The organism is Blastococcus sp. TML/C7B, from assembly GCF_016612845.1.
GTDB lineage: Bacteria > Actinomycetota > Actinomycetes > Mycobacteriales > Geodermatophilaceae > Blastococcus.
The window spans coordinates 1370770-1396557 of the sequence record NZ_JAEOAA010000002.1; the positions used below are offsets into that span (position 1 = coordinate 1370770).

Genomic DNA, 25788 nt, shown 5'->3' on the forward strand with positions numbered 1-25788 from the left:
CCCCCGGCCCGGCCGTTGCGAGGTGGAGGGCGCGGCCGTCGTGGTCGCAGCACACGGCGCACCCGGAGAGGCACGATGACCGTCGAACTGGTCCGCACCGACCACCACGTGCACTGCACGGGGTCCGGCGGCGCCGCGGGCAGCACCTGGGCCTCCGTGGCCGCCGCCCGCCGGGCCGGGCTCGAGAGCATCCGCCTGGTCGACCCCGTCCACACCTCGAGCACGCAGGTGCCGGACTTCCTGGCCCGGGTCGCCGCCCTGCCGCGGATCCCCGGCCTGGAGGTGCTCACCGGCGTGGAGGCCACGATCCTCGACGCCTCCGGCCGGCTCGACGTCCCCGCCGACCTCGTCGCCGGCGCCGGTGGGGTGGACCGCGTGCTCATCGCCGCCCACCGGTTCCCCGGGCCCGACGGCCCGTGGAGCCCGGCCCGGACCGTGGCCGAGATCGAGCGGGGGCTGCACCCGCAGGACGTGCTCGACGTCCTCGTGACCGCCACCGTCCGGGCGATGTCGACGGTGGACCGCCCCCAGCTAGCGCACCTGTTCTCGCTGCTGCCGCGGATCGGGCTGCACGAGAGCGCGTTGACCGACGACCACCTCGCCGCGATCGCCGCCGCGGCCCTCCGCACCGGGACGACGGTCGAGGTCAACGAGAAGTGGCGCTGCCCCGGCCCCCGCGTGGTGCTGCACCTCGCCGCCGCCGGCGTGACCCTGGTCGGCGGCACCAGCAGCACCGAGGCCGCGACCGTGGGTCGCTACTCCTGGGTCGCCCACGCCGCCGCGGCCCGGCACCTGCTCGGCGTCCGGTGACCGTCGCGGCGCCTCGCTAGGTGAGCGTCCGCGTCGTCGGTGGCAGCTCGCCACCGGCCACCAGCGCGGCGGTCGCGTCCTGCAGCGCGGTGAGCGCCACCCGCTGGGTGTTCGGCCCGGCGGAGACGCGGGCGACGCCGAGCTCCTGCAGCTCGCGCACCGACGGCGACCGGCCGGGGACGGCGATGACGCTCAGCCGGCCGGGCCCGAACGCCTCGGCCAGCACGGCGATCTCCTCGTGGGCGACGACGCCGGGGACGAACACGCACGGCGCCCCGGCCGCGAGGTAGGCCCGCCCGCGGCGCACCGCCTCGGTGAGCACCTCCCTGCGGTCGGCCCCGGCGGCCGCCCGCAGGACGGCGTCGGTGCGGGCGTTGAGGACGAACCCGATCCCCGCGTCGCGGCCGGCGGCCAGCACCGCCTCGACCGCGGCCACGGCCTCGTCCAGCGGCCGCATCGCGTCCTCGAGGTTGCCGCCGACCACGCCCGCGGCGATGGCCCGACGGGCGGTCTCACCGGCGTCGCCGTAGCCGGCCTCCATGTCCATGGAGACCGGCAGGTCCACGGCCGCGGCGATGCGGGCGACCATGTCCAGGTGCAGGTCCAGCGGGATCCGCTCGCCGTCCTCGTAGCCGAAGGTGGCCGCGATCGAGTGGCTGGCGGTGGCCAGCGCGCGGATGCCGTCGGTTCCGGCGACCACCCGCGCCGAGACGACGTCCCACACGTTGGCGAGGACGAGCACCTCGGGGGCGGTGTGCAGCTCCAGCAGGGCGCGGGCGCGGGCGGCGAGGTCGGGCACGGGCCGAACCTAGCCAGCGCGCGCCGCCCTGACCAGCGGCACTGGCGCAGGCCGGTCAGGTAAGGCTAACCTGCGCCACAGTGCCCGACCCCGGTCGCGGCAACGATCCCCGCCGCCTCCCGGATAGGCCGAACCCGCGCATGTACGTGTGCCACTGCAACGTGGTGAGCGACCGCGACATCATCGAGTCCATCGCCAACGGCGCCCGCTGCATCGCCGACGTCGCCCGGGACACCGGGGCCGGCCGCACGTGCGGCGGCTGCGTGGACACCATGCGCGAACTCGTGTGCCAGCATTGCCCGGTCATGACCGAGCGACAGCTGGGAGCCGCAGGTGCAACCCGTTAGTCCCCGAGTGGTCGAACTGCTCAACGATGCGTTGACCTTCGAGCTCACCGTCACCAACACGTACTTCCTCAACGCCCGCATGCTGGACGCCTGGGGCCTCCCGAAGCTGGGCAAGGTCTTCTACGACCTGTCCATCGACGAGATGCGCGACGCCGACGACCTCATCCAGCGCGTCCTGCTGTTCGACGGCCACCCGAACCTGCAGCGCCTCGGGTCGATCCGGGTCGGCGAGACCGCCGAGGAGATGCTCGTCCTGGCCCTCGACAGCGAGAAGGCCGCCGTGGCCCAGTTCAACGCCTCGGCCAAGGAGTGCCACGAGCTCGGCGACCACGGCACCGCCGCCGTCTTCGAGGAGATGGTGCGCGACGAGGAGAAGCACGCCGACTGGTTCGAGGCCCAGCTCGGCGCCATCGAGCGGGTCGGCGCGGCCCAGTACCTGGCCGCGCAGATCTCCACCGAGACGCCCTAGCGGCACCGCACGCGCAGAGGGCCGCTCCCCGATCCGGGGAGCGGCCCTCGTGCCGTTCGAGGTGGTTCAGCCGGCGAGCAGCTCGGTGAGCCGCTCCAGCTGGAGCCGCGCGGCGGTCAGCCCGATGCCGGTGAAGAACACGTCGTCGTCGACGGCGTGGGCCCGGTCCGCGGCGACGGCGGGCAGCAGCGGCCACAGCGGCCCGGCGACCACGTCGGCCTCGCCGGACTCGTCCGGGGCGCCGTAGGAGGAGTGCAGGACGACGTCGGCGTCCACCGAGGTGATCAGCTCGGGGCTGACCTCGGCGAAGGTGGGCGTGCGCTCGGTCGGCAGCGCCAGCAGTCCGAGACCCGCGTCCGCCAGCACCGACCCGAGGAACGACTCGGGCGTGTAGACGCGGATCGCGCCCCCGCCGACGAAGCGCACGGCGCCGATGGTCGGCGCCGGTTCGCCGACCGCGTCGCCCAGCGCCGCGGCCTCGGCGCGGTACTCGTCGAGCACGTCGGCGGCCTCGTCCTCGAGCCCGAGCGCCTCGGCGGCGAGCTCGAAGTTCTCCTTCCAGACGACACCGACCTCCTCGGCGAAGACGGTCGGGGCGATCTGCGAGAGCTGGTCGTAGAGCGCCTCGTGGCGCACCTTGTTGGACAGGATGAGGTCCGGCTCGGCTGCGGCGATCGCCTCGAGGTCGGGCTCGGCGATGGTGCCGACCACCTCGACGCCCTCGGCGTCGTCGGCCAGGTAGCTCAGGAAGCCGTCGGAGACCGCGGTGGTGACGGCGCCGACCGGCGTGACGCCGAGCGAGAGCGCCGAGTCCAGCTCGCCGGTGTCGAGGACGACGACGCGCTCGGGCCGCTCGGGGATCTCGGTGCTGCCCATCGCGTGCTCGACGGTCCGCGGGAAGGCGTCGTCCTCGGTCGTGCCGGTGGCGGTGCCGGCGTCCGGCTCGTCGTCGCTCCCGCAGCCGGTGAGCAGCAGGGCGACGGCCAGGACGGCTCCGGTCGCGGACAGGGCGGGGCGTCTCATGGTTCTCCTCGTGGATGCGCACGCACATCGATCGCGCGTGCCTCTGGATCGCTCCGCCCGCGTGTGCAAGACTCCGGAGCGAAGCCAGGTGAGGCTAGCCTAATCTCCGCACCGCCCCACCTGCCCGCACCGGGAGAGGACCGCATGACCGTCGAGACAGTGCAGATCCCGGTGTACCGGCCCTTCGCCGTGCAGGTGGCCCGCCTCGTGCGGCTGAGCCCGACCTTCCTGCGCGTGACCTTCACCGGCGCCGACCTCGACGAGTTCAGCACCAACGGCTACGACCAGCGGATCAAGGTCATGCTGCCGCTGCCCGGCCGCGGCATCGACGACTGCCCGGCCGACCCCGACTGGTACGGCGCCTGGCGCGCGCAGCCGGAGGACCGGCGGATGCCGCTGCGCACCTACACGATCCGCGCCCTGCGCCCCGAGCTGCGCGAGATCGACGTCGACTTCGTGCTGCACGGCGCGACCGGCCCCGCGTCGGCCTGGGCCGAGTCCGCGGCCCCCGGCGACGAGGTCGTGCTCATCGGCCCCAACGCCCGCTTCCCCGGCCCGACCGGCGGCTTCGAGTGGCACCCGCCGGTCGATGCGTCCTGCCTGCTCGTGGCGGGTGACGAGACCGCGGTGCCGGCGATCTGCGCGATCGTGGAGTCCCTGCCCGCCGGGCAGCGCGCCCGCGTCCTGCTCGAGGTGCCCGAGGCCGGGGACGCCCTGAACGTCGCCGCCCCCGACGGCGTCGAGGTCACCTGGCTGCCCCGCGCCACCGGTGCCGGCGCCCCCGCACCCCGTGGGGCGCTGCTCACCGCGGCGGTCGCGGACGCGGTGGCCGACCTCGCCGACGACCTCGCCCCCTCCCCCGCCGTGGCGCTCGAGGACGTCGACGTCGACAGCGGCATCCTCTGGGAGGTGCCGACCGAGCTGACGGCCCCCGCCGGCTCGTCCGGGGTCTACGCGTGGCTGGCCGGCGAGGCGGGCGTGGTGAAGGCGCTGCGCCGTCACCTGGTGCAGACCGTCGGCGTCGACCGCCGCTCGGTCGCCTTCATGGGCTACTGGCGCGAGGGCCGCACCAGCGACTGACCGCCTCCGTTTGACACCCTGACAGCAACCGGTGTCACATGGACGGGTGAGCGCTGCCCTGGATGTGCTGGCGACCGACGGCCTGGCGGTCATCGGCACGCTCGGCTTCTTCGTCCCCGCGGCGATCCTCGTGGCCCTCGTGGTCGGTGCCGTCGTGCGCGACCGCCGGCTCGCGGCCCAGGAGGCCGAGGCGGACGCCGCCGAGGAGGCCCGCAGGCACGAGTCGCTGGGCGACCCGGCGGACGGCGACCGCCGGAGCGCCGGGCGGCCTACTCCTCCGCCAGCCGGCTGAGCGCGGTCTCCACCGCCTCCTGGACGGTGCCGGCCATCTCGGTGCGGAACGCCGCCAGCAGCGCCTGTGCCGCCACCGGCTGGAGCCGGGCGACGGTCGCGCGGATCTCCTCGACCTGGTCCCGCGGGGCCCCGGCCTCCACCCAGGCCTGCCACCGGGTCTCGACGAACATGCCCACGTAGGTGCGGGCGATCTCCCGCACGTGCTCGGTCACCCGCGCCTGCGCGTCGATGAGCGCCTCGATCGGCACGCCCAGGGCGAGCACCTGGATGCCGGCGGTGAGCAGCGCGGGATCGAGCACCCGGAGCCGCTCGTCGTCGATCCGCTCGACCAGGCCGAGCCCGACCAGGCTGTCGACGACGGCCGGGCTCGGCGGCACGCCGGCCCGTGCGGCCAGGTCGGCGCCGGTGGTGACCTCCGGCTCCGGCGGCAGCCACGGCGCGAGCAGCGCCCGGTGCAGGGCCAGCGTGGCCGAGCTGCCGCTCGGCGGTGCCGAGCTCAGCGTCCGCTCGATCATCGCCAGCGTGTAGCCCTCGGCCAGCATCTCGCGCACGAGCAGCAGCCGGGCGACGTGCTCGCGGCCGTAGTACCCGGTGCGGCCGACCATGCGCGGCGGCGGCAGCAGGCCCCGGGCGGCGTAGGCACGCAGGTTGCGCACGGTGACGCCGGCGCGCGCGGCGAGCTGGTCGACGGTCAGCTCGCCGTCGTCGCCGTCCGGCGAACTCCCGACCTGGGTGACCACGCCCACCTCCTCACCTGCGCAACCCCACGGTAAACCGCTCGTTCTATGTATCAGTTGCCGATGTCACGGTGTGGATGTCTCATGAGCGCTACACCGATTGAGGGGGTTTGCGTGCTGCTCGCCGCTGAGACACGTCCCGCCGGAGGTGCCGCGCTCGGCGAGGTCGCCCTCGCCACCGGCATCGGGGCGGCGCTGACCGCCGTCCTCCTGGGCCTCTGGTGTGGCTGCACCGCACCCGCCGCTCGACGGTCCTGACCACGGTCGGGAACAAGCTGGGCGCGGCCACCGGGGTGCCGGCCTGGGTGGCACTCCCGACCATCCTCACCACGATCTCGCTGCTCGTGGCGCTGCTGGGCATGCTCTGGGACATCGCCCTGCACATCGGCGTGGGCCGCGACGAGGGACCGCTGGCCAACCCCGCGCACTTCCTCATCCTCTTCGGCCTGTTCGGCGTCTTCGCCGGCGGCGTCCTGGCCTGTGCCATGCCTTTGGACGAGAAGCCCGGCCCGGCCGCGGTCCGGTTCGTCCGCGGCTGGGACGTCCCGGTCGGCGGCATCCTCATCACCGTCGCCGGCTTCTACGCCCTGCTGGGCTTCCCCCTCGACGACGTCTGGCACCGCCTCTTCGGCCAGGACGTCACGCTCTGGGGCCCGACGCACCTGATGCTCATCGGCGGCGCCGGCCTGTCCATCGTGGGTCTGCTCGTCCTGGAGCAGGAGGGGCACGGCACGCTCTCGACCGACGACGGCGACGTGAAGGCCGGGCGCACCGCCCGCTTCATCCGCCAGGCCGCGGCCACCGGCGGGCTGCTGCTGGGCATGTCGGTGTTCCAGGGCGAGTACGACTTCGACGTCCCGCAGTTCCGGCTGGTGCTCGAGCCGTTCATGATCGCCGGTGCCGCGGGCATCGCCCTGGTCACCGCGCGGCTGTTCATGGGCCGCGGCGGGGCGCTGGCCGCCGCCGCGTTCTTCCTCGTCATCCGCAGCGGGATCGCGCTGGTCGTGGGCGGTGGCTTCGACGAGATCACGCCGACCTTCCCGCTGTACCTGGGCTCGGCGGTCGTCGTCGAGCTGCTCGCCCTCGGCCTCTCCCCCGCCCGCCGGCCGGTCCTGTTCGGCGCGGTCGCCGGGGTCGGCATCGGCACCATCGGCCACGCGACCGAGGCCGGCTGGACGCACGTGGTGCAGACGCTGTCGTGGAACGGCGACATCCTGGTCGAGGGCACCCTCATGGCGGTCGTCGGCGGCGTCGCCGGCGGTCTGCTGGGCGCACTGCTCGCGCTGGGCCTGCGCCGCCAGCTCCCCCGCCCGGCCGTGGCGCGCTCGATCGTGCTGGCCGGCCTCGTCGCGCTGGCCGCGTGCGTGGCCAACGGTCTGGTCGCGACCGTCCCCGACGACGTCGAGGCCACCTTCGGCATCACCGACGTGCAGTCCGACCCGCGCACCGCCGACATCACCGTCCGGCTGGACCCCGCCGACTTCGTCGACGACCCGGCGTGGGTGCAGATCACCGCGTGGCAGGGCGACGGCCTCGTCGTCAACGCCCTGGAGCGCACCGGCGAGGGCGAGTACCGGACCACCGAGCCGATCCCGCTGCACGGCACCTGGAAGACCCTGCTGCGGGTGCACGACGGCCGCGTCCTGACCGCCTTCCCCATCTACCTGCCGGCCGACGAGGCCATCGGCGAGGGCGAGATCGCGGCCGAGGACGGCATGACCCGCGCGGCGGTCCCGGAGATCGACATCCTGCAGCGCGAGCTGAAGGACGGCGGTGGCGGCGTCTGGCTGGTCGCCAACCTGGTCGTGCTCGTCTGCACCCTGGCGATCATCGCCGCGATGGCCTGGGGCGTGGCGCGCTACTCCCGCCGGGCGGGGGCCCGCGAGCCCTTCCCGGACGCCCCCGCGGACGAGCCGGCCGACGCGCCGCGCGCGTCCACCCCGGCCGTCTGACCGCCCGCCCCTCCCCCGCGCATCGGAGACCCCCGCTCGTGACGATCCGTCCTGCCCGGCTGCCCCGCGCCCTCGCGGCGTCCGCCCTCGCCCTCGCCCTCCCGCTCACCGGCTGCGCAGGCACCGACGAGGGGACGGCGTCCGACACGACGACCAGCCCGACGTCGTCGAGCGCGACGGCGGCCGGGGACCCGGAGCCGACGGCGGAGCCGGCGCAGGAGCCCGGTCAGCGCCTGGAGGTCACGGTCGCCGGCGGGCAGCTCAGCGGCGACACCGGCCGGGTGCCGGTGCCCGTCGGCGAGCAGGTCACCCTCGTCATCACCAGCGACGTCGCCGACGAGGCGCACGTGCACGGCTACGACCTGACCGCCGACCTGCAGCCCGGGACGCCGGCCCAGCTCACCTTCGACGCGACCATCCCCGGCGTCTTCGAGGTCGAGCTGCACGACGCGGGCACCGTCCTGCTGACCCTGCAGGTCTCCTGACCCGATGACGCTGCTGGCCCACGGGGTGGGGTCGCGCACCGACCTGCCCATCCCGATCGGGTTCGCCCTGTACGGCGCGGGCGCGGCGATCCTCGCCAGCTTCGCCGTCCTGCTGCTGTTCTGGCGCACCCCGCACCTGGGCGGCCCGGACTCCGGCCGCCCGGTGCCGGCGGGGCTGCAGCGCACCCTCGACGCCGGGGGCGTGCGCCGCGCGCTGCAGCTGGTGGCGCTGCTGCTCGCCGCGTTCGTCGTGGTCGCCGCCCTGGCCGGGCCGGAGGAGACCTCGCGCAACCTCGGCCCGTGGGTGCTGTTCGTGACCTTCTGGGTGGGTCTGGTCCCCGCGAGCCTGCTGCTCGGCCCGGTGTGGCGGGTGGCCAACCCGTTGCGCCTGCTGCACCGGCTGCTGCGGCGCTGGGGGCCCGACGCCCCGGGCGCGGCGCGGCTGCCGGCGCTGGGGCTGTGGCCCGCGGCCGGCGCGCTGCTGGTCTTCGTGTGGCTGGAGCTGGTGTACCCCGACCGCTCCGAGCCGCTCACCGTCGCGGTCTTCCTGCTCGCCTACGCCGTCGTGCAGCTGGGCCTGGCGCTGTGGTTCGGGGAGGGCTGGTTCGCCGCCGGCGACGGCTTCGAGGCCTACTCCACCCTGATCGCCCGGCTCTCCCCCTGGGGACGGCGAAGCGACGGCCGCCTCGTCCTGCGCAACCCGCTGGCCGGCGCGCTGGCCACCCCCGCGCAGCCCGGGCTCGGCGCGCTGGTCATGGTGCTGCTGGGCTCGACGGCGTTCGACGGGCTGACCCGGACGACGTGGTGGCAGACCGGCCCGGGGGCGGCGAACGACTGGTTCTCCGGCACGGTCGGCCTGCTGGCGTCGATCGCGCTGGTCTCCGGGCTGTACGTCGTCGGCACCCGGCTGTCGGGCCGGCTGGCCGGCCAGGAGGAGCGGATCCAGCCGGCGCGGTACGCGGCGACGGTGATCCCGATCGCGCTGGGCTACACCGTGGCGCACTACTTCAGCCTGCTGATGCTCGACGGGCAGACGACCTGGATCCTCCTCAGCAACCCGTTCGGTGCCGACGGCGTGGACCTGTTCGGCACCTACGGCAACCGGGTGGACCTCACCGCGGTCAGCGCCGACCTCATCGCGCTGGTGCAGGTCGGGGCCATCATCACCGGCCACGTCGTCGGCGTGGTGCTGGCCCACGAGCGGGCGCTGCTGTCGGCCCGCCGCGCCCGCGCGTCCGACCAGCTGCCGCTCGTGCTGGTGATGGTGGTCTTCACCCTGGGCGGGCTGGGGCTGCTCTTCGGGTTCTGAGCACAACCTCTCAGCCGGGACCGTGGGCTACAGCTCCGCCCACCGCGTGCCGATGCTGAGAGAGCCGAGTCCGGCACCACCGGGGCGCACGCCCCGACGCAGCGGAGGGACCGCCCCCGTGATCGCAGTGACCTGTCGCAACGGCGAGCACTTCACCATCGACCCCCGTGAGATCGAGCGGGTCGAGACCCTGCCCGATACCGTCCTGCACATGGTCGGCGGCCGCACCTACGTGCTCGGCACCGGACTCGACGAGCTGCTGCGGGCCGTCCGCGACTCGCACGCCGAACTGCTCGTCGTGCAGAAGCGGCTGTCCGGCGGCACCGCCGTGCTCGCCGACTCCGCCGCCACCCTGCGGGTGGAGCGCCGGGCGCGCGTCCGCATCGACGACTCCCCCGGCTCCCCCGCCGACCGCCGTCCCGACCCCGACGCCTGACCTCCGCTAGACGACGACGGAGAGCGCCAGCACTCCCAGCAGGCCGACCACGGAGATGATCGTCTCCATCACCGACCAGCTCTTGATGGTCTGGCCGACGGTCATCCCGAAGTACTCCTTCACCAGCCAGAACCCGGCGTCGTTGACGTGCGAGAAGAACAGCGAGCCGGCGCCGATCGCCAGCGCGAGCAGCGCCACGGTCGAGGAGCTCTGCTCGGCCGCCAGGGGCGCGACGATGCCGGCGGCGGTGATCGTGGCGACCGTCGCCGAGCCCGTGGCCAGCCGGATGCCGACGGCCACCAGCCAGCCCAGCACGAGGACGTTGATCGACAGGTCCTCGGCCGCCCGGCCGACCAGGTCGCCGACGCCGGCGTCCACCAGCACCTGCTTGAAGCCACCGCCGGCCGCCACGATGAGCAGGATCCCGGCGATGCCGGGCAGCGAGCCCCCGACGATCGAGGAGATCCGCTCGCGGCCGAACCCGACCGCGGTGCCGAGGGTGAACATCGCCAGGATGACGCCGGCCATCAGCGCGACGACCGGGGTCCCGGCGACGTCGAGGACCGAGCGCACCGCGCTGTCCTCGTCGAGGACCAGCTCGCCGATCGCGCGCAGCAGCATGAGCCCCACCGGCAGCAGCACCGTGACGATCGCGGCGACCAGCCGCGGCCGGCGGACCGGCGTCGCGGTCCCGGAGCTGGTGGCCACCGCCGCCCGCTGCTCGCCCTCGACCGGGTCGGCCAGGTCGGCGGCGACGCGGCCCGGCCCGGTACCGCCGTCGTCGTCCGCGGCCCGCCCGGTCCCGCCCGGACCGCCGGCCGTGCCGGGGATCGGCAGGTCGATCCGCCGGCTGATCCAGGTGCCGAACACCGGTCCGGCCAGGATCACGCACGGGATCGACACGATCAGCCCGAGGAGCAGGGTGCGGCCGAGGTCCGCGCCGAGCGCGTCGATCGCGACCAGCGGCCCGGGGTGCGGCGGCACCAGCCCGTGCAGCACGGAGAGGCCGGCCAGCGCGGGGATGCCGACGAGCAGCAACCGGCAGGTGCGTGCGCCGCGCGACGAGCAGCACGATCGGCACCAGCAGGACGACGCCGACCTCGAAGAACAGCGGGATGCCGACGAGCGCGGCGACCCCGCCCATGGCCCAGGGCAGCCGGTGCGCCGACACGTGGTCGACGAAGGCCGACACGATCCGGTCCGCTCCCCCGCTCTCCGCGAGCAGCCCGCCGATCATCGCGCCGAGGGCGATGAGCAGCCCGACGCTGCCCACGGTCGCCCCGACGCCGCCCTGGAAGCTGGTGACGGTGTCCGCGGCGGCCAGCCCCCCGACGGTCCCGAGCACCGCCGCCCCGAGGACCAGCGCCAGGAACGGGTGCACCTTGAGCCAGGTGATCAGCACGACGACGGCGGCGATGCCGAGCAGCGCAGCGACGACCAGCTGGGTGTCGCTGCTGTCGACCTCGATGGCGTCCGCGGCGAGCAGGGTCATGACGAGGCCTCCGGGCTCCCGTGGGCGGAACGGGGTGCGCGGTCGCCGAGCGCGGCCACGAGGTCGTCGACCACCGCGTCGGGCGGGCCGGCGCCGGAGATCTCCGCGCCGGCCTCGTCGGGCTCGAGCGGCTGGAGGGTGGCCAGTTGGCTGTCCAGCAGCGAGGCCGGCATGTAGTGGCCGGCGCGCTGCTCCATCCGCTCGCGGATGACCTCGGCGTCGGCGGTCACGTGGGCGAACCAGACCGAGGGGCGGCCCTCGCGCAGCAGGTCGCGGTAGCTGCGCTTGAGCGCCGAGCAGGTGACGACGACGGAGCGACCGGTCGCCTCCCGCTGGTCGATCCACCCGCCGATGGTGCGCAGCCACGGCCAGCGGTCGTCGTCGTCCAGCGGGTGGCCCGCGGCCATCTTCTCGACGTTGGCACGGGGGTGGAAGTCGTCGCCCTCGGCGAACTCCCAGTCCAGCCGCTCGGCGAGGCGTTCGGCGACGGTCGTCTTCCCTGAACCGGACACCCCCATGACGACGACGGTGGTGGGCGGGAACGAGCCGTCGGCCTGCATGCAGCGACCGTAGGACCGCGCGCCGCTCGCGGCGACACGGTCAGGCGGAGAGAGCGCCGATCAACTCGGGCCAGGCGGTGCTCCGCGGGTCGATGACGACGAAGTGCCCGCCGTCGACCTCCACCAGCCGGGCCGCGGGGTGCGCGGCGACGTAGGACCGGGCGAGGGCGAGCGGGACGATCTCGTCCGCGGTGCCGTGCACGATCGTCACCGGAGCGCTCGGCGACGGCTGCCGGACCGGGTCGAGGTCCGGGCGCCCGGCGGCCGGCCCGCCCAGGAACGCGCGGACCGCGTCGCCGTCGAGCGCGAGCTCCTCGGCCAGTGCGACGTCCGCGACCGGGGCGAGCGCGACCACGCCGGCGAGCTGCGGCACCCGCGGGTCGACGGCGGCCTGCAGCACGAGGTGCCCGCCGGCGGAGTGCCCCGCCAGCACGAGCCGCCCGTCGCAGCGCCCGGCCAGCTCGGGGGCGGTGCTCAGGTGGCCGATCGCGGCGGCGACGTCGTCCACCGTGTCGTCGGGCCGGCCGGGCACGCGGCGGTACTCGATCGCCGCCGTCGTCCAGCCGGCCTCGGCGAGGGCCGCGGTGAGCGGCCGCACGTGGACCCGGTCGTACGCGGGCCGCCAGAAGCCGCCGTGCACGAACACCACCAGCGGACGCTGCTCGGCGCCGGACCCGCCGAAGCGGACGTCGACCACGGCGTCGGCGGAATCGCCGTAGCGCAGCTCCAGGTCGGGGCCGGGCGCGGGCAGCGCGAGGACCGAGCGGTCCTCCTCGGCGGGCATCTCAGCCGCGGGCGTCGGCGGCGCGCAGGCTGTCCAGCGCGGGGCCGTACATGCGTGCCTTGATGGTGCGGAGCGTCTCCCCCGCCTTGCCGGCGAGCCCGGAGGCGATCTCGACGGCGGTGGACAGGACGACGTCCTCGGCGACGGCCTGGTCGACGATGCCGGCCTCGACGGCCTCGGCTCCGCCGTAGCGGCGGCCGGTCGTCATCGCCTCGTGCGCGGCCTGCGGCGCGAGCCGCCCCTGGATCAGCGCGGACATGCCCGGCGTGAACGGGATCTGGATGTCCACCTCGGGCAGGCACCAGAAGCCGCGGTCGGCCCGCATCACGCGGACGTCGTGGCTCAGGGTGAGCATGGCGCCGGCGGCGAACGCGTGCCCCTGGATCGCGGCCACGGTCACCAGCGGCAGCGCCAGCACCCGGGCGAGCAGGTGCTGCACGGTGCCGACGTAGCCGCCGCGCTCGGACTCGTGGGTGGAGAGCCACTCCAGGTCCAGGCCGTTGGAGAAGAACTTGCCGGTGGCGGTGGTGACGAGCGCGCGGGCGCCGTCGGCCTGCTCGACCTCGTCGAGGGCGGCGTCCATCGCGGTCAGCCAGTCGGGGTGGAAGCGGTTCTCGGTGTCGCCGAGGTCGAGCACGAAGACGTCGCCGGAGCGGTCCAAGGTGGGCATGGCGGTCCTTCCGGGGAGGCAGCAGCGGACAGGCTCGGCCGGGTGGACGGCGAGCCCGTGTCGAGCACGATCATGCCGTCCGGCAGTGTTCGCCCCGCCCGGGGCACCCGTCCGGGCCGGTTCCCGGGAGGAGCGCGCATGCGCCGGCTCTACGTCGTCACCCACCCCGAGGCCGAGCACCACGTGTCCGGCCTGGTCGGTGGCTGGTTCGACAGCGCGCTGACCGGGCGGGGCCTGCGCCAGGCCGAGGTGATCGCGACGCGGATCCGCGAGCTGGTTCCCGCCGGCGCTCCGGTGGAGGTGCACGCGTCCGACCTGATCCGGACGGTGCAGACGGCGACCACGATCGCGGACCGGCTCGGGGTGACGCCGGTCCTGCACCTCGGGCTGCGCGAGAAGTCCTACGGCGTCGCCGAGGGGAGGCCGCAGGCGTGGCTGGACGCCCGGTTCGTCCCCCCGCCGGCGACGGGCGACCGGATGGACCACGTCGAGGGGATCGAGGGAGCGGAGACCCGACGGCAGTTCGCCACGCGGGTCTACGCCGCGGTGGACGACGTCCTGGCGAGCCCGTGCGCGCACCAGGTCGTGGTCACGCACGGGTTCGCGCTGACCTTCGTCGTCGCCGCCTGGATCGGGATGCCGCTGGAGGCGACCGGGCACGTCAACGTCCGCTCCACCAGCGGTGGGATCACCGCGCTCGAGGAGGACGACTTCTTCGCCAACCGCGCCGTCGTGCGGCTGGACGACACCACGCACCTCTGAGCGTCAGGCGGGCTTCCGCCACACCGAGACCGCGCTCTCGCTGTCGCTGTCGAAGGGGGCGCCGCGCCAGTCCTCCGTCCGGCGGACGAACTCCAGACCGGCCAGCTGCGCCATGAGGTCGAGCTCGGCCGGCCAGACGTAGCGGAAGTTGCTCGCCGCGTACCGGACCGTGCCGTCGTCCCGGCGCCAGTAGTGGTGCGAGGTGCCCTGCTGGGTGGCGAGGTCGAGGGTGTCGAAGCCGACGTGGTGCGCGCCGACGTGGAACGGCACCGCCGTCTGGCCGGGTGGGAAGCGCCGGAGGGCCGGCACCGACAGCTCGACGACGAGGTGCCCGCCGGGGGCGAGGTGGCGGGCGGCGTTGGCGACGGTGGCGACCTGCCCGGCCTGGGTGCGCACGTTGCCGAGGCTGTTCCACACGACGTAGACCAGCGCGAACGCGCCGTCGACGGTGGCCGTGGCCATGTCGCCCACCACGACCGGGATGTCGGGCCGCTTCCGGTGCAGCTCGTCGGCCATCGGTTGCGACAGCTCGATGCCGCTGACCGGGACGCCGCGGTCGCTCAGCGGGATGGCCACCCGGCCGGTACCGATCGCGAGCTCCAGCGCCGGCCCGTCCCCCGCCAGCGCCGCGAGGACGTCGACCGCCGGGTCGAGGACATCGGGGGCGAACATGAACGCCGCCTCCCGGTCGTAGCCGGCCGCCGTCGCCGCGTCCCAGACGTCACTGCTGCTCATGGCCCCCAGCGTGACCGCCGCGCACGGTCGCCACCAGCGAATTCACAGGTCACGAGTCGGCCTCACTGCGCCAACGGCTAGTGACGCAGGTCACTCCGCCCGGTAGGACTCCCGAGCAGCGCCCCACGGCGCTCGTCGACGTGGCGGCCCGTCCGCACGCCGGTGGCACGGCTCGAGATCGGCCGGAGGAGACATCGCATGCGAGGACAACGACGTCCGACCGGGCTGCCGTGGAAGCGGGCACTCGCTTCCCTGGGCCTGGTGGGCATCCTGCTCGGCACCGCGGCCTGCGGAGGGGACGACGGCGGCGACGACAACGGCTCGGGTGGTGCGGGGCCCGGCGAGATCTCCGAGCAGGGCGACCCGGTCAGCGGTGGCGAGATCACCGTCGGTCTCGAGGCAGAGACCAACAGCTGGCTGCCGGGTGAGTACGCGGGCGGCAACTCCGGCACCACCGTCGCCTACGCCCTCTACGACCCGCTGATGAAGCGGACGGCCGAGGGCGAGTTCAAGCCGTTCCTCGCCGAGTCGATGGAGCCGAACGAGGACTTCACCACCTGGACGCTCACGCTCCGGCCGGACGTGCAGTTCCACGACGGCACGCCGCTGAACGGCGAGGCCCTGAAGACCGTCTTCGACACCTACCTGAAGGCGCCGACGTCCAACGTGGCCAACACGCTGGCGGAGGTCAGCGCGCTGAACGTCGTGGACGACCTCACCGTCGAGTACGTCCTGACCGAGACCAACGCCGCGTTCCCGGACGTGCTGACCGGCTCCCCCGGCTGGCCGTTCTCCCCGACCGCCGCGGCCGCCGCCGGCGAGGACGCCGGCGCCAACCCCGTCGGCACCGGCCCCTTCTCGTTCGTCAGCTGGCAGCGCGACAGCAACCTGGTGCTCGAGAAGAACGAGAACTACTGGCAGGACCGCCTGCCCATCTCGACGGCATCACGTTCCGGCCCATCCCGGACGAGGACACCCGCCTGGCCAGCCTGCAGAGCGGTGACATCGACGTCATGCAGACCCTGCGGCAGAGCACCGTCGCGAAGGCGCGCGAGGTCGACGGCGTGGACAACTACGAGTACCTCGGCAACAACAGCGGCGTGTCGATCATCAACACCACCAAGCCACCGTTCGACGACGTGCGGGTGCGGCAGGCGCTGGCGTACGGCATCGACCAGCCGGCGCTGATCGACGTCATCGGCGGGACCGGGTTGACCCCCGACGCCACCCAGTACTTCAGCCCGGACAGCCCGTTCTACTCGGAGGAGGTCGCCGAGGCCTATCCGACCTACGACCTGGAGAAGGCCCAGGAGCTGTACGACGAGTACATCAACGACCCGGCGCGCTCCGACGGCCTGCCGGTCGGGACGGATCTGTCCTTCAGCTACAACTGCCCGCCCGATCCCACGCTCAACGAGCTGTCGCAGCTGTACCAGTCGTACTGGAGCGCGCTGGGCATCGACGTGAAGCTCAACACGGTCGAGCAGGCCGCCCACATCCAGAACGGGCTGGCGAAGGACTACGACGTCCAGTGCTTCCGGGTGGGTGCGGAGACCGACCCGTACTTCACGCTGAAGAACGCGTTCACCCCGGTCCGCTCAACCTCACCGGCTACACCAGCTCGGTGATCGACGACGGCCTGGAGACCCTGCGCACCACCATGGACATCGCGGAGCGGAAGGCCGCGGTCGAGGCGATCGGCATGGACATCGCGGAGAACGTCCCGAACGTCTTCACCGGCTACACGCTCACCGACGTCGCCGTCGGCGAGCAGGTGAAGAACGTCGACGGCTGGGTCTTCCCGGACGACACCGAAGGCGACGGCGTCCCGGGCGCGACCACCATGTGGGGCTACGTCTGGCTCGCCGACTAGCCGGAACCGCATGAACCGGTGGCCCGGGCGGGGAACCGCCCGGGCCACCGCCATGTGTGATGGACGCTCCCGCGGAAGCGTCGTCAAGCCGTACACCTTGACCGCGTTCCCGCGGGAACGTCACCGCGGCGGCGAGGAGGTCCTTCACGCCGGGCGGGCGGCGAACCCACTCCGTCGGGTCAGGGATCCGGCTCGGAACGGAGCGTTCGGCCCGTTCTCGCCAAGAATCCGCACCATGTACAGCGCGCTGGCTCGCGACTGGTCGGGCGGGGGCGTCGGCCGAGCGTGAGGCCATGCGCCGCATGCGGACCGAGCCGGTCCTCGTCGAGGCCCGTCCGCGAGCAGCACTGTCGGTCGTGCCCGCCTACCCGACGCCGTACGTCCCAGGACCGGCCGCCGGGATTCCGGCAGGCGGGCAGACGCCGTCCGGAGCGCGCCGCTGGGGCCGCCTGGCCGGCATCAGCCTGCTCGTCCTGCTGGCCACGTCGCCGCTGAGCGCCGCCGGCCCAGTTGGGCAGGTCATGGCGGCCCTGATCGGCTTCCCGGCCGTCGTGCTGTTCGGGGTCTCGGTGGTCGGCGCCCCCGTCGCAGCCGTCCGCGCGACCTGGACCTCACTACGCCCGGAGGCGTTCGTCCCGCGGTCTCGGTATCCGTCGCCGGTCGTCGCGGGGCCTCGCCGCCCGGCCCACCGGGGTACGCACCTGCGGGTCACCGGCGCCGAGGACAACTGGGTCAAGGGCGCCCGGGGCGAGCAGGCGGTGGGCGCGGCGCTGGCCTGCACGGGCCTGCCGGTGCTGCACGACCGGCGTCTCCGCCAGGGCTCCCGGGCCAACATCGACCATGTCGTCGTCGCCGCGGACGCCGTCTACGTCGTCGACGCGAAGAACATCACCGGTTCCCTGGTCGCGACGGGCGGCACCCTCCGGATCAACGGCCGGGACCGGGACAGCCTCTTGCAGGGTGTGCGACTCCAGGCCCGCGAACTGGAGGCGGCGCTCGACCGACTGGGCGTCGCCGTTCCGGTACGTCCCATGCTCTGCCTGACCGGCTCGGCCAGGCCCGCCGGCATGCAGTTCGTCGGCGGTGTCCTGCTCACCACGCCGTTCTCACTCGCCAGCGCACTCACCCTGCCGGGCCCCCTCGCCGGCGACCGACGGGCCGCGATCGCCGACGACCTGGCGTGGGCCTTTCCTCCTGCCGTCAGCGACTGAGAGCCGGACGCCCCTGCTCCCGGCTCACCGCGTGGGCCGAACGGCCAGGTCGTCCATCCGCAGGGCAACGGGGGCGTTGGTGGCGCTCCCGGAGAGGTAGGTGGTCAGCCCCACGCCGCCCGGCGCCTGCAGTGCTGCGGTGCTGTCGGTCGCGGTGCGCTGCCACTCGGTGGGCTCCGCCGAACCGGCCGGCCACACCTTCACCCGGACCGTGGTGGGCGCGGTGCCGACGACCTGCAGCCGCACGTCGAGCGCGCTGCCGGGCCCGTAGGTGGTCGACGCTGGCAGCCGGACGGCGGAGGCGAGCGTCTGGGCCGTGGACGTCCCCGCAGTGCGGTGAGGGCGACGTCGACCCGCCCGTCGCTCGCCAGCAGCAGCCGGGCTCGGTACTCCGTGTCCTGTGCCACCCGGCGGCCCACCACGTCGACGTACGCGCCGCTGCCGGTGGGGCGCTTGTCGGCCGAGAGCCGTAGCCGGAGGTCGGTGTCGGTACTGCGGACGTCGCCCAGCCAGGCGGACACCTGCGTGCCGGGGTTCCGCATCGTCAGCCGGGCCGTGCCGCCATCGACCGCGATGTTGGCGGCGGAGCCGGCGGTCGACCAGGGCCCGCCGACGTCGGCCGTACCGAGCCCACCGCTGATGGTGCGGCCGAACGCATCGGTGGCGGTGCCGCCCGTCGGGGCCGGAGCCGGGGGCGGGGGCGGGGGCGGGGGCGGGGCCGCCACCGTCACCGTCCGACGAACGGTCGACCGCGCGCCGTCGTCGTCGGTGACCGTCAGGGTGATCGTGTAGGTGCCGGCCGCGGCGTAGGTGTGGCCCGTCTGCGACCCCGTCCCCGTCGTGCCGTCCCCGAAGTCCCACGCGTGGGCGACGATCCGGCCGTCGACGTCGGACGAGGGCGCCCCGTTGACCGAGATGGTGAGGCCGCTGACGGGTGTCGCGGTGAAGGTGGCCGTGGGCGCGGCATTGGCCGGCGCACCGCGACGGAAGCCGGCCAGCGCTCCGGCGTTCATCTGCTGGAAGAGCGTGCCCGCAGCGACCGCCAGCCTGCCGGTCCGGCCCGCCGGCAGGTCGATGAGCCGCACCTGGCGCCCCGTGACGTCGTAGGCGGCGATGCGCTCTCCCACCGACCCGTCCGCTCGGACGTACTCGTTGTTGAACCACACCACGTCCGCACCGCGGACCAGCCCCGAGGCCGAGCGGCCGACCTCGACGGACCACTCGATACGCCCCGTGGCAGCGGCCAGGCGGGCGATCCGGCCGATCCGGCGGACGTCCGGCTCGGCGTTCTCCCGCACCTGGGTCCAGGCCGCGAAGATCATCGAGCCGTCCGCGCCACCCAGGGTCGAGTGCCCGCTCGCGAACCACCGAGGTCCACCGACCACTGCGGAGCGCAGGTGGCGGCTCCGCATCCTGCCGCCGGGTAGGCCAGCACCTTGCCCAGCGCCGTGCCGTACACGCGACCCCCGGCGACGACGGGGACACCGGCCGCGGCCGGTCCCGTCCAGAGCCGGCGGCCGGTGGCCGCGTCGTGGGCCACAATGCCCTCGCCGCCGCCGGTGTAGACGACGCCGTTGCCGACCGCGAGCCCGTCGACCCCGTTCGGCGTGCCCGCGACGTTGTTGGTGAACGGCGCCGTCCAGAGGGGTGCGCCGTCGGTGAGGCGGTAGGCGTTGATGGTGTTGCTGGCTCCGGTCACGAACACCCGCTGACCGTCGGTGTACGCGGTACCGGCGATCGAGTTGCCGCTCCACGCGACGCGGGAGGGCGGCAGGTCCCGCGCCCAGACGACGGTGCGGCTGGCGATGTCGACGACGATCACCCCGCCGGCGCGGCGCCACCCGGTGAAGGGCACCACCACGCGGGTCCCGCTGATCGCCAGGCCCGCGTTGTAGTTGGCCGCCGCGGGTAGGCCCACCGTCCAGAGCGTCTCCCCGTCGTGGGCGAGGTCGCCGTCAGGTAGCTCGGCCCGTTCACCCCGTCCGGCGAGACCACACGCAGCACGGATCCGCCCGTGACCACCGGGCCGGTCGACGAGCGGGTGGCCGTGCTCCACGTGCCGCCGACGCTCCCAGCCGTCGCCCCGGTGAGGGTCAGCTCCCCCGGGTTGTTCGACGTGTTGCCGCCGTCGCCGAGGGCCCCGGCCCACAGGTCGGGCGCGGCAGCCGCAACCGGTGTCGCGGGGAGCAGCACTCCTGCCGCGAGCACGGTGAGCAGCGCGCCCACCAGCATGGTGCGGCTCCGACGGGAACGAGCGTGGGCAGAGCGGTGCGGGATCACGGAGAACTCGCCTTCAGGGCAGGCCGACGGGACGGCGTGGGCTCTCCCCCTGCCACGACGCGGCACCACCAGAGCACGACATCCAGAACGGCGCGCGTTCCGGGGCCCGAACCACCCGAGCGGGCGACGGTCGACCACCCGCGGGAACGACTCAGGCCGCTCTCCCAGAGGGAGAACGGCCTGGTCATACGGGTGGACCTCCGTAGCAGCTTCTCAAACCCCCGGAAGCCGCTCGGATCGCTGATTTCCCGCGTTCTACGGGGTTCGCGGGCTCGTCGGCCGCGCACTCGGGGTGCTCAGATCGCCGATGAGCGCGGTCCGGTGCGTGAGAATTCGCGTCAGTCTCAAACCCGTTTGAGCGTCTCCAATCGAGCCGAGCTGATCGCCGGGTACGCCGATGGTGTGCCCGTGCGGGAGCTGGCGACGCGGTTCAACGTGCACCGCGGCACCGTGCGGGAGATAGCCCGGCAGGCGGGCCTGGCAGCGCGCCGACCGGAGTTGCCGGACGCGACCCGACAGGACGCCGCCCAGCTCTATGCGGGTGGGCTGACACGACTCGCAGTCAGCACCGAGGCCGTGCGCTCGGCGGTGATCGCAAGCGGTGGAACGATCCGTGCTGGCGGTCGTCGCCGGGTCGGTGCCTGAGTTCTCACACTTCACCGGACACCTATCGCGTCCACCGCGGCGCGCTCTTCGGCATCGTCTGCTTCGGAACGCAAGCTGGCGCGCTCACGACGGGCGGTGACGGTCTCGCGGACATGGGCGCGGATCAGGAGCACAGCGCTGACCGGCCCGATCCAGAGCATCTTGAGCATGTTCCAGATCGCCCACAGCACTACAAGGTGGAGCCATCCGGGGCCACCCTGCTCGACAAGTTCGACGCAGACGTTCGCGATCAGCAGGTACGGGATCGCGAGCAGCATCGCGGGGATACCCCACTTCAAGCCGCGTCGGCGGGTGCGGATCGCATCCAGCAGGATGTTGGTGGGCATATAGCGCCGCAGGAAGTAGCGGGTGTGGACGCTGACGGTCCAGATCAGACGGATCATGGTCAGTGCGTTGGAGAGTGACCCGGGGGTCTGCCGCGAGCGGCGCGCTACAGAGGAGAAATCCACCTCAACGCCGAGTATACGCCCGGGCCGGACAGGACGGAAGGGACCGGCGAACTCGCGCCGAGCGCGGGTCGATCGCCGGTAGCGGGATCGCGGTTAGCGGTAGGAGCTGGCTGTGTTGGCCCACTTGGCGCGAGCGCGTTCCATGACCTTGCGGGCGCCGCTGTGGTTCATCCTCCAGCGGGCGACTGCGAGGCTGACGTCGTAGGCATCTGCTGCCTCCTCGTCGGTGGCGTTCGCTCGGGCGAGCCGGAATGCTCCGTCGTTGGGGATCAGCATCTCCCTGAGAGCCAGTCGGCTTCGGCTTCTTGGTCGCCGCCGAGCCCGCACTTCCTCTCGTCGGAAAGAGAGACGCCGAACTTGTGCTCCAGGACGACGTGGGCGAGTTCGTGGCACATGGTGGTGCGACGACGGGTCAGTGGCTGAGCGTCGTTCTCCAGGATGACCACGCCGCTCCCGTTCGGGATCAGCGCCCCGGACAGTGCGCTTCCGTCCGCTCGCAGGAAGTGGTCACGCGCGCCACCATCGAGGTCGCTGAGTTGGACGACGGGGATGCCGTACTCAGAAGCGAAGGTGTAGGGGTCGAAAGGCGCGTGGGCGTCGAGACCGATCTCGGCTCGTAGCTCCAGTGCGAGGCTCTTCGCCTCGGTCTTGAATCCTCGACGCACGAGTCATCCCTGTGCCCGTGCACGTTCGATGGTCGCGCCGATGACCTGTTGCAGGTACTTGACGTCGGTCTCGCTGAGGTCCTTCCGGGCGCGCAGGAGCGGCGCGAGCTGCGCCATGAGGTCGGGTTCACGGTCGTCGTTGGCGTCACGTTCTCCCTCGTGCTCGAAGAAGTCCTCGGCCGGGAGTCGGAGCCAGGCGATGATCGTGGCGAAACCGTGGGTGTCCGGCTTGAGGCCGTTGCCGAGCCGAGACAGCAACGAGGGGCTCACGCCGATCTCGCCGGCGAGTGCCCGCCAGGAGATTTGCCGCTCCTGACGCGCGGCGTCGAGGGCGGAGTGGAGCGCGGCCGTGTTGATCGTGGTCTTGGCCATGCACCCAGTGTGTCACATCTGCGACACCTCGTCGCCTCCGAAACGGAGTGTGTTAGAATTGAAACGTAGCATCGAGTGTGGAACGCAAAGGAGGTGAGGAGCATGGCAGGCAAGCGAGGGCGTAGCGCGGTCACCGGGCGGTTCGTGAAGCAGTCCACGGTGAAGCGTCACCCGAAGACCACGACCAACGAGAGCAACGGCAGGCGAGGCAAGAAGAAGTAGGCAGCGAGCCTGCCCTGCCCCGCGCAGCAATGTCGGTGGCAGTAACTACGGTGATCGAACAGACGGACCAATCAGGAGAACGATTATGAGTGTGACTGACGCCTTCAAGACCTTTCAGGACGTCGTGAATGCCGACATCACACACGTCCGCGAAGCACGCACTCGCCGCGATCTCTTCAAGGGCGCCTTCGGCACCGAGGACGATGTGAAGGAAGTCATTGCGTCCGGATCGCTCGCGCGAGGGACACACAAGGACCCGATCCATGACGTCGATGTGATCGTCGTCTTTGATCAGGATGAGCATCCTGAGTGGGGCTCGCCGGGAAGCTCCGCCGCGGACGCTCTCGATCACACCCGCGAGCGCGTCAACACGCTGCTCGGGGCAACGAACGGCACATACGACCAGGCGGTCCGCCTGGCCCGGTGGCGCAACCATGCCGTCAAGTGCTTCCTGGATGACCCTGATGATCCTCACGCGTTCACGGTCGACGCCATGCCCGCGCTTCGCCGCGATGGGCGACTCCTCATTCCTGAAGCACTCTCAGAAGATTGGGTCGCTTGCGACCCCGAGTTCCTAATCGCCGAGGTCGCGGATCGACACGCGCAGTGGAACAAGTTCGCCGGCACTGTTCGGATGCTCAAGTGGTGGGCCGCCGAGCAAGACACCAAGATCAAGTCTCTCGTCATGGAGGTCCTCGCACTCGACTTCCTGCCTACGGACGTCAACCAGGCGGCTGCGATCAAGCAGTTCTTCGTAAGCGCCTGCTACCACATCGAGGGCGGGAACGACGTCGCCGATCCCGCTGGACTCTGCGGACCGATTCAGCCTGACATCGACTACGACGCGTTCGCCGACGCCCTGCGGTCCGCGCGAGACAACGCCATCAAGGCGTTCCAGGCACAGGCGAACAATGACGCTGCGGCTGCGATCAATCACTGGGGTGAGGTCTTTGGGGACGACTTCCCGAAGCCTCCTGCCTCCACTGGCAATCCGGCGCCCGCGGTCGTGCCCGCGGCGCCCCGTCCGGTGAAGGACACTCCGCAGGGATGACTCGCGCAAAAGGTCCAGATCGCGGTGTGGGCACCACGGCGCTCAACCCCGTCCTCTGGACTGAGCGCGAACCTGTGCGACTGGCGCGCGATCAGAATGAGGTCCAGGCGTTCGCGCCATTGCTCGAATACCAGAGCCCCGCAGACGACGGCTTGCCGCACGGCGGATGGATCGGCGTCCTCCCCCGCTGGCCGTTCGAGCGGCCACAGCCCGATGCTCTCGATGAGCTGCTCGGGGACCAAGAACTGCGAGTGCTCGTCATCTACTCCGCAGCGCACCCGATGGTTCCGCCGACCATCTACTCCCTCGATCCGGAGCCGTCGATCTGGGAACAGACACAGTCCGCATGGCACGTTGCCCCAGGAGGATCGCTCTGTCTGCTCCAGAGCGATGGCGGCTGGCAGCCCGAGGCCAGCCTCACCGAGCTTCTGGCGAAGGCATCGGGGTGGCGGATCGAGTACGCCCTCATGAAGGCGGGAGTCATCAATGAGATGTCGGTCAATGGCATCGTCTCTGACCCCTCGCACGACCACCTGATTGACCGAGCGATTCAGCGAGCAGCTCCAACACCGGACCCGACCGAGGCGGGAGACACAGGTGTCTCCTCGTAACCCCTACATCGTGATGCCCAGAGACGCGGTCACCAAGATCGCAAGCTCCAACCTCTCGGGCGGAGCGCTGGTACTCCGCCGCGTTCCCGCGGACGATATGTACGTCGTCCAGGCCGTGGAAACCGGCAAAGACATCCGTCTTCCAGCCGACGTCCCACGCGAGTACGCCGCGCTTCGTTCAGGCGACCCCCACCATGCAGCTCAGTGGATCAGGGTGGCACCGAACGACGCCCATCTTCACCATCTCTTCTTGTCCAGGCGCCCCGATATCTCCATAGGCTTCAAGGATTTCAGGGAGCTGGTGCCGGGCGTTGCCGACCCCGGCAACAACCTTGGCGTGGTCGTCACTCACGACCCCGATCTTCCACCAGAACTGGTGGAGGCCGGTGCCTCGGAGTTTGCGGGCTGGGCCGTCCGGCGCGATGGTGTGGAACCGCTCGCTATCGAGATCGAGCCAGAAGTTGTTGGCCTGGCACAGTTGGCTGGCAAGTGGCCGATCGAGCAGCTCGCCGCCAACAGCATCATGGTCGTGGGCTGCGGCAGCATCGGTAGCGCCGCAGCAGAGGCGCTCGCAGGATACGGAGTCGGACGCGTGGAACTTGTCGACCCGGACCGATTCCTCTGGCACAACATGCTCCGCCACACTCTCGGAGCCGAAAGCGTCGGGCGATACAAGGTGACGGCCATGAAAGATCACCTGGCCCAGCACTGGCCGCAACAGACAGTGGTCGCCCACCGACGCGACCTGGTTGCCGAGGCCCACTACATCCGGCCCATCGTCGACCGCGTCGATCTGGTGCTGTGTGCCGCAGACGGTATTGCTCCCAGGCGTGTCGTCAGCCACCTCTCCAGACGCGCACAGAAGGCGGCGATCTTGGCGTGCGTGCTCGACAATGGCTCGATCGGAGAAGTCATCAGGCTGCGACCAACGCCCCGGTTCGGATGTCTCCTCTGTCTACGGCAGCAGCTTGCAGATCAGGGAGCGATGGACGCTGAGGCGGATCAGGAGTTGGATTACGGCACCGGGCGCGTCCATCAGCCTATGACGGCTGTGCCGCCCGATCTCCGATACGTCGGCACGTTCGCCGCGAAAGTAGCGATCGCGACACTGCTGGAATCGCTTCACGGCGACCACACCCAGCAGGTTCCCGGCGAACACGCCATCATCGGTCTTCGACCAACGGGTGACCTCGCAGCCCCGTTCGACCTCAGCCAAGCCGGCGATGTTCGGTGGTCGTCCATCCCCAGACCTCGCGCATCGTGTCCGACCTGCTCGCCAGGATGACAGCGCGGCGAGAGGTGACTCCGGTGACGATCACTGACGTCGCACTCAGCGCAATCGCGCGCGAGGCGTTGCGGTCCGTCGACGGACTCGAAAACCTCGACCATGCCCGGCGTCTCGCGGACTCCGCCTGGTCGGAGGACCGTAGCCAGTGGATAGGCGAATGGCACACCCACCCGACCGGAGGACTCTCCCCGAAGCCACCCGCGGCGAACGCACCTTCATGCGCGACCTCGACCATGCCCGGCGTCTCGCGGACTCCGCCTGGTCGGAGGACCGTAGCCAGTGGATAGGCGAATGGCACACCCACCCGACCGGAGGACTCTCCCCGAGCGAGGTTGATCTCCACTCCTACATGCGCC

Annotated in this window: 31 protein-coding genes and 2 pseudogenes; 18 read left to right on the forward strand and 15 right to left on the reverse strand. The window is 72.2% G+C overall.

From position 1 onward, the window contains the following. The first annotated feature begins 75 nt into the window (after positions 1–75). Entirely contained in the window at positions 76–810 is a 735-nt protein-coding gene (locus JKP76_RS19570; protein ID WP_200492459.1) for a histidinol-phosphatase, read from the forward strand. A 16-nt stretch (positions 811–826) separates the two neighbouring features. Here JKP76_RS19570 and JKP76_RS19575 read toward each other — a convergent pair whose 3' ends face one another. Continuing rightward, positions 827–1609 carry an isocitrate lyase/phosphoenolpyruvate mutase family protein gene (locus JKP76_RS19575; protein ID WP_200492460.1) on the reverse strand — a complete coding sequence of 261 codons (783 nt, stop codon included), beginning with the start codon at positions 1607–1609 and terminating at the stop codon, positions 827–829. A gap of 140 nt (positions 1610–1749) precedes the next feature. On the opposite strand from JKP76_RS19575, the gene JKP76_RS19580 reads away from it, so the two are divergent. Continuing rightward, positions 1750–1956: a bacterioferritin-associated ferredoxin gene (locus JKP76_RS19580; RefSeq protein ID WP_242472376.1), complete on the forward strand. Its 207-nt coding sequence runs from the start codon at positions 1750–1752 to the stop codon at positions 1954–1956. Continuing rightward, positions 1943–2425, forward strand: a complete 483-nt coding sequence (gene bfr, locus JKP76_RS19585; protein ID WP_200492465.1) for a bacterioferritin — start codon at positions 1943–1945, stop codon at positions 2423–2425. The genes JKP76_RS19580 and bfr overlap by 14 nt, the downstream gene beginning before the upstream one ends. Before the next feature lie 66 nt (positions 2426–2491). Here bfr and JKP76_RS19590 read toward each other — a convergent pair whose 3' ends face one another. After that, the gene (locus JKP76_RS19590) at positions 2492–3448 is read right to left on the reverse strand and encodes an ABC transporter substrate-binding protein (RefSeq protein WP_200492467.1); all 957 of its coding nucleotides are present in this window, start codon (positions 3446–3448) and stop codon (positions 2492–2494) included. Between the two features lie 144 nt (positions 3449–3592). On the opposite strand from JKP76_RS19590, the gene JKP76_RS19595 reads away from it, so the two are divergent. Both JKP76_RS19595 and JKP76_RS19600 read left to right on the forward strand, forming a co-directional pair. Beyond that, complete coding sequence (locus JKP76_RS19595; protein ID WP_200492469.1) at positions 3593–4528, forward strand: siderophore-interacting protein; 936 nt, start codon at positions 3593–3595, stop codon at positions 4526–4528. 46 nt (positions 4529–4574) lie between these two features. Beyond that, positions 4575–4820, forward strand: a complete 246-nt coding sequence (locus tag JKP76_RS19600) for a hypothetical protein (protein WP_200492470.1) — start codon at positions 4575–4577, stop codon at positions 4818–4820. Here the strand turns inward: JKP76_RS19600 and JKP76_RS19605 are convergent. Further along, positions 4798–5562 carry a MerR family transcriptional regulator gene (locus JKP76_RS19605; RefSeq protein WP_200492472.1) on the reverse strand — a complete coding sequence of 255 codons (765 nt, stop codon included), beginning with the start codon at positions 5560–5562 and terminating at the stop codon, positions 4798–4800. The genes JKP76_RS19600 and JKP76_RS19605 overlap by 23 nt on opposite strands. A gap of 218 nt (positions 5563–5780) precedes the next feature. Here JKP76_RS19605 and JKP76_RS19610 point away from each other — a divergent pair, with 218 nt between their 5' ends. The 4 genes from JKP76_RS19610 (at position 5781) to JKP76_RS19625 (ending at position 9741) form a co-directional block, all read left to right on the forward strand. Next, positions 5781–7511: a hypothetical protein gene (locus JKP76_RS19610; RefSeq protein ID WP_200492474.1), complete on the forward strand. Its 1731-nt coding sequence runs from the start codon at positions 5781–5783 to the stop codon at positions 7509–7511. Positions 7512–7549: 38 nt separating this feature from the next. Next, positions 7550–7996, forward strand: a complete 447-nt coding sequence (locus JKP76_RS19615) for a hypothetical protein (RefSeq protein ID WP_309229500.1) — start codon at positions 7550–7552, stop codon at positions 7994–7996. Between the two features lie 4 nt (positions 7997–8000). Beyond that, positions 8001–9305, forward strand: coding sequence for a hypothetical protein (locus JKP76_RS19620; RefSeq protein ID WP_200492476.1), 1305 nt, complete (start codon positions 8001–8003; stop codon positions 9303–9305). A gap of 118 nt (positions 9306–9423) precedes the next feature. Then, the gene (locus tag JKP76_RS19625; RefSeq protein ID WP_200492480.1) at positions 9424–9741 is read left to right on the forward strand and encodes a flagellar FlbD family protein; all 318 of its coding nucleotides are present in this window, start codon (positions 9424–9426) and stop codon (positions 9739–9741) included. Between the two features lie 6 nt (positions 9742–9747). Here JKP76_RS19625 and JKP76_RS19630 read toward each other — a convergent pair whose 3' ends face one another. The 5 genes and pseudogenes from JKP76_RS19630 to JKP76_RS19645 form a co-directional block, all read right to left on the reverse strand. Further along, positions 9748–10779: a GntP family permease gene (locus JKP76_RS19630; protein WP_242472029.1), complete on the reverse strand. Its 1032-nt coding sequence runs from the start codon at positions 10777–10779 to the stop codon at positions 9748–9750. A gap of 55 nt (positions 10780–10834) precedes the next feature. Then, positions 10835–11233 (reverse strand): annotated as a pseudogene (locus JKP76_RS23080) (gluconate transporter); the annotation flags it as partial. Next, a complete protein-coding gene (locus tag JKP76_RS19635; protein WP_200492481.1) occupies positions 11230–11793 on the reverse strand; it encodes a gluconokinase in 564 nt (187 codons plus the stop codon). The gene JKP76_RS19635 and the pseudogene JKP76_RS23080, both read right to left, overlap by 4 nt. A 40-nt stretch (positions 11794–11833) precedes the next feature. Continuing rightward, the gene (locus JKP76_RS19640) at positions 11834–12577 is read right to left on the reverse strand and encodes an alpha/beta hydrolase (RefSeq protein ID WP_200492482.1); all 744 of its coding nucleotides are present in this window, start codon (positions 12575–12577) and stop codon (positions 11834–11836) included. Position 12578: 1 nt separating this feature from the next. Then, a complete protein-coding gene (locus JKP76_RS19645; protein WP_200492483.1) occupies positions 12579–13247 on the reverse strand; it encodes an enoyl-CoA hydratase-related protein in 669 nt (222 codons plus the stop codon). A 138-nt stretch (positions 13248–13385) separates the two neighbouring features. Between JKP76_RS19645 and JKP76_RS19650 the strand changes: the two genes are divergently transcribed. After that, positions 13386–14009: a histidine phosphatase family protein gene (locus tag JKP76_RS19650; protein ID WP_200492484.1), complete on the forward strand. Its 624-nt coding sequence runs from the start codon at positions 13386–13388 to the stop codon at positions 14007–14009. Positions 14010–14012: 3 nt separating this feature from the next. On the opposite strand, the gene JKP76_RS19655 is transcribed toward JKP76_RS19650, so the two are convergent. Beyond that, positions 14013–14744 (reverse strand): class I SAM-dependent methyltransferase, encoded by a 732-nt coding sequence (locus tag JKP76_RS19655; protein ID WP_200492485.1) that lies wholly within the window; start codon positions 14742–14744, stop codon positions 14013–14015. 531 nt (positions 14745–15275) lie between these two features. On the opposite strand from JKP76_RS19655, the pseudogene JKP76_RS21920 reads away from it, so the two are divergent. The 3 genes and pseudogenes from JKP76_RS21920 (at position 15276) to JKP76_RS19670 (ending at position 17828) form a co-directional block, all read left to right on the forward strand. After that, positions 15276–16372 (forward strand): annotated as a pseudogene (locus JKP76_RS21920) (ABC transporter substrate-binding protein). Then, a complete protein-coding gene (locus tag JKP76_RS19665; RefSeq protein ID WP_200492487.1) occupies positions 16369–16617 on the forward strand; it encodes a hypothetical protein in 249 nt (82 codons plus the stop codon). The pseudogene JKP76_RS21920 and the gene JKP76_RS19665 overlap by 4 nt, the downstream one beginning before the upstream one ends. Before the next feature lie 293 nt (positions 16618–16910). After that, on the forward strand, positions 16911–17828 hold the full coding sequence (locus tag JKP76_RS19670; protein WP_200489054.1) for a nuclease-related domain-containing protein: 918 nt from the start codon (positions 16911–16913) through the stop codon (positions 17826–17828). Positions 17829–17852: 24 nt separating this feature from the next. Here the strand turns inward: JKP76_RS19670 and JKP76_RS19675 are convergent, their stop codons facing one another. Genes JKP76_RS19675 through JKP76_RS19685 form a run of 3 tightly spaced genes read right to left on the reverse strand, consistent with a single transcriptional unit; the run spans position 17853 to position 19746 of the window. Further along, complete coding sequence (locus tag JKP76_RS19675) at positions 17853–18074, reverse strand: hypothetical protein (RefSeq protein WP_200492488.1); 222 nt, start codon at positions 18072–18074, stop codon at positions 17853–17855. Further along, on the reverse strand, positions 18029–19150 hold the full coding sequence (locus JKP76_RS19680) for a PKD domain-containing protein (protein WP_200492489.1): 1122 nt from the start codon (positions 19148–19150) through the stop codon (positions 18029–18031). Before JKP76_RS19680 ends, JKP76_RS19675 begins: the two co-directional genes overlap by 46 nt. Further along, entirely contained in the window at positions 19147–19746 is a 600-nt protein-coding gene (locus JKP76_RS19685; RefSeq protein WP_200492490.1) for a PQQ-binding-like beta-propeller repeat protein, read from the reverse strand. Before JKP76_RS19685 ends, JKP76_RS19680 begins: the two co-directional genes overlap by 4 nt. A gap of 683 nt (positions 19747–20429) precedes the next feature. On the opposite strand from JKP76_RS19685, the gene JKP76_RS19690 reads away from it, so the two are divergent. Then, the gene (locus tag JKP76_RS19690) at positions 20430–20753 is read left to right on the forward strand and encodes a helix-turn-helix domain-containing protein (protein ID WP_200492491.1); all 324 of its coding nucleotides are present in this window, start codon (positions 20430–20432) and stop codon (positions 20751–20753) included. 11 nt (positions 20754–20764) lie between these two features. Here JKP76_RS19690 and JKP76_RS19695 read toward each other — a convergent pair whose 3' ends face one another. The 3 genes from JKP76_RS19695 to JKP76_RS19705 form a co-directional block, all read right to left on the reverse strand. Continuing rightward, positions 20765–21157 carry a hypothetical protein gene (locus JKP76_RS19695; RefSeq protein WP_135446954.1) on the reverse strand — a complete coding sequence of 131 codons (393 nt, stop codon included), beginning with the start codon at positions 21155–21157 and terminating at the stop codon, positions 20765–20767. Positions 21158–21492: 335 nt separating this feature from the next. Beyond that, entirely contained in the window at positions 21493–21888 is a 396-nt protein-coding gene (locus JKP76_RS23685) for an ImmA/IrrE family metallo-endopeptidase (protein ID WP_200492496.1), read from the reverse strand. 3 nt (positions 21889–21891) lie between these two features. Then, a complete protein-coding gene (locus JKP76_RS19705; protein ID WP_200492497.1) occupies positions 21892–22260 on the reverse strand; it encodes a hypothetical protein in 369 nt (122 codons plus the stop codon). A 313-nt stretch (positions 22261–22573) separates the two neighbouring features. On the opposite strand from JKP76_RS19705, the gene JKP76_RS19710 reads away from it, so the two are divergent. From JKP76_RS19710 to JKP76_RS24275, 4 genes are all read left to right on the forward strand, one after another. Beyond that, positions 22574–23533: a nucleotidyltransferase domain-containing protein gene (locus tag JKP76_RS19710; protein ID WP_200489059.1), complete on the forward strand. Its 960-nt coding sequence runs from the start codon at positions 22574–22576 to the stop codon at positions 23531–23533. A gap of 26 nt (positions 23534–23559) precedes the next feature. Beyond that, entirely contained in the window at positions 23560–24144 is a 585-nt protein-coding gene (locus JKP76_RS19715; RefSeq protein ID WP_200492499.1) for a hypothetical protein, read from the forward strand. Between the two features lie 13 nt (positions 24145–24157). Further along, positions 24158–25429, forward strand: coding sequence for a ThiF family adenylyltransferase (locus JKP76_RS19720; RefSeq protein WP_220477472.1), 1272 nt, complete (start codon positions 24158–24160; stop codon positions 25427–25429). Positions 25430–25649: 220 nt separating this feature from the next. Beyond that, on the forward strand, positions 25650–25788 hold a 139-nt coding region (locus JKP76_RS24275), incomplete at its 3' end, for a Mov34/MPN/PAD-1 family protein (protein ID WP_200492507.1).

Coding starts and splice junctions, on each gene's coding strand:
- JKP76_RS19650 (WP_200492484.1), top strand. CDS start 13,386: ATGCGCCGGCTCTACGTCGTCACCCACCCCGAGGCCGAGCACCACGTG.
- JKP76_RS19695 (WP_135446954.1), bottom strand. CDS start 21,157: ATGATCCGTCTGATCTGGACCGTCAGCGTCCACACCCGCTACTTCCTG.
- JKP76_RS19720 (WP_220477472.1), top strand. CDS start 24,158: ATGCCCAGAGACGCGGTCACCAAGATCGCAAGCTCCAACCTCTCGGGC.
- JKP76_RS19635 (WP_200492481.1), bottom strand. CDS start 11,793: ATGCAGGCCGACGGCTCGTTCCCGCCCACCACCGTCGTCGTCATGGGG.
- JKP76_RS19590 (WP_200492467.1), bottom strand. CDS start 3,448: ATGAGACGCCCCGCCCTGTCCGCGACCGGAGCCGTCCTGGCCGTCGCC.
- JKP76_RS19645 (WP_200492483.1), bottom strand. CDS start 13,247: ATGCCCACCTTGGACCGCTCCGGCGACGTCTTCGTGCTCGACCTCGGC.
- JKP76_RS19620 (WP_200492476.1), top strand. CDS start 8,001: ATGACGCTGCTGGCCCACGGGGTGGGGTCGCGCACCGACCTGCCCATC.
- JKP76_RS19570 (WP_200492459.1), top strand. CDS start 76: ATGACCGTCGAACTGGTCCGCACCGACCACCACGTGCACTGCACGGGG.
- JKP76_RS19655 (WP_200492485.1), bottom strand. CDS start 14,744: ATGAGCAGCAGTGACGTCTGGGACGCGGCGACGGCGGCCGGCTACGAC.
- JKP76_RS19670 (WP_200489054.1), top strand. CDS start 16,911: ATGCGCCGCATGCGGACCGAGCCGGTCCTCGTCGAGGCCCGTCCGCGA.
- JKP76_RS19580 (WP_242472376.1), top strand. CDS start 1,750: ATGTACGTGTGCCACTGCAACGTGGTGAGCGACCGCGACATCATCGAG.
- JKP76_RS19705 (WP_200492497.1), bottom strand. CDS start 22,260: ATGGCCAAGACCACGATCAACACGGCCGCGCTCCACTCCGCCCTCGAC.
- JKP76_RS19640 (WP_200492482.1), bottom strand. CDS start 12,577: ATGCCCGCCGAGGAGGACCGCTCGGTCCTCGCGCTGCCCGCGCCCGGC.
- JKP76_RS19680 (WP_200492489.1), bottom strand. CDS start 19,150: ATGATCTTCGCGGCCTGGACCCAGGTGCGGGAGAACGCCGAGCCGGAC.
- JKP76_RS19595 (WP_200492469.1), top strand. CDS start 3,593: ATGACCGTCGAGACAGTGCAGATCCCGGTGTACCGGCCCTTCGCCGTG.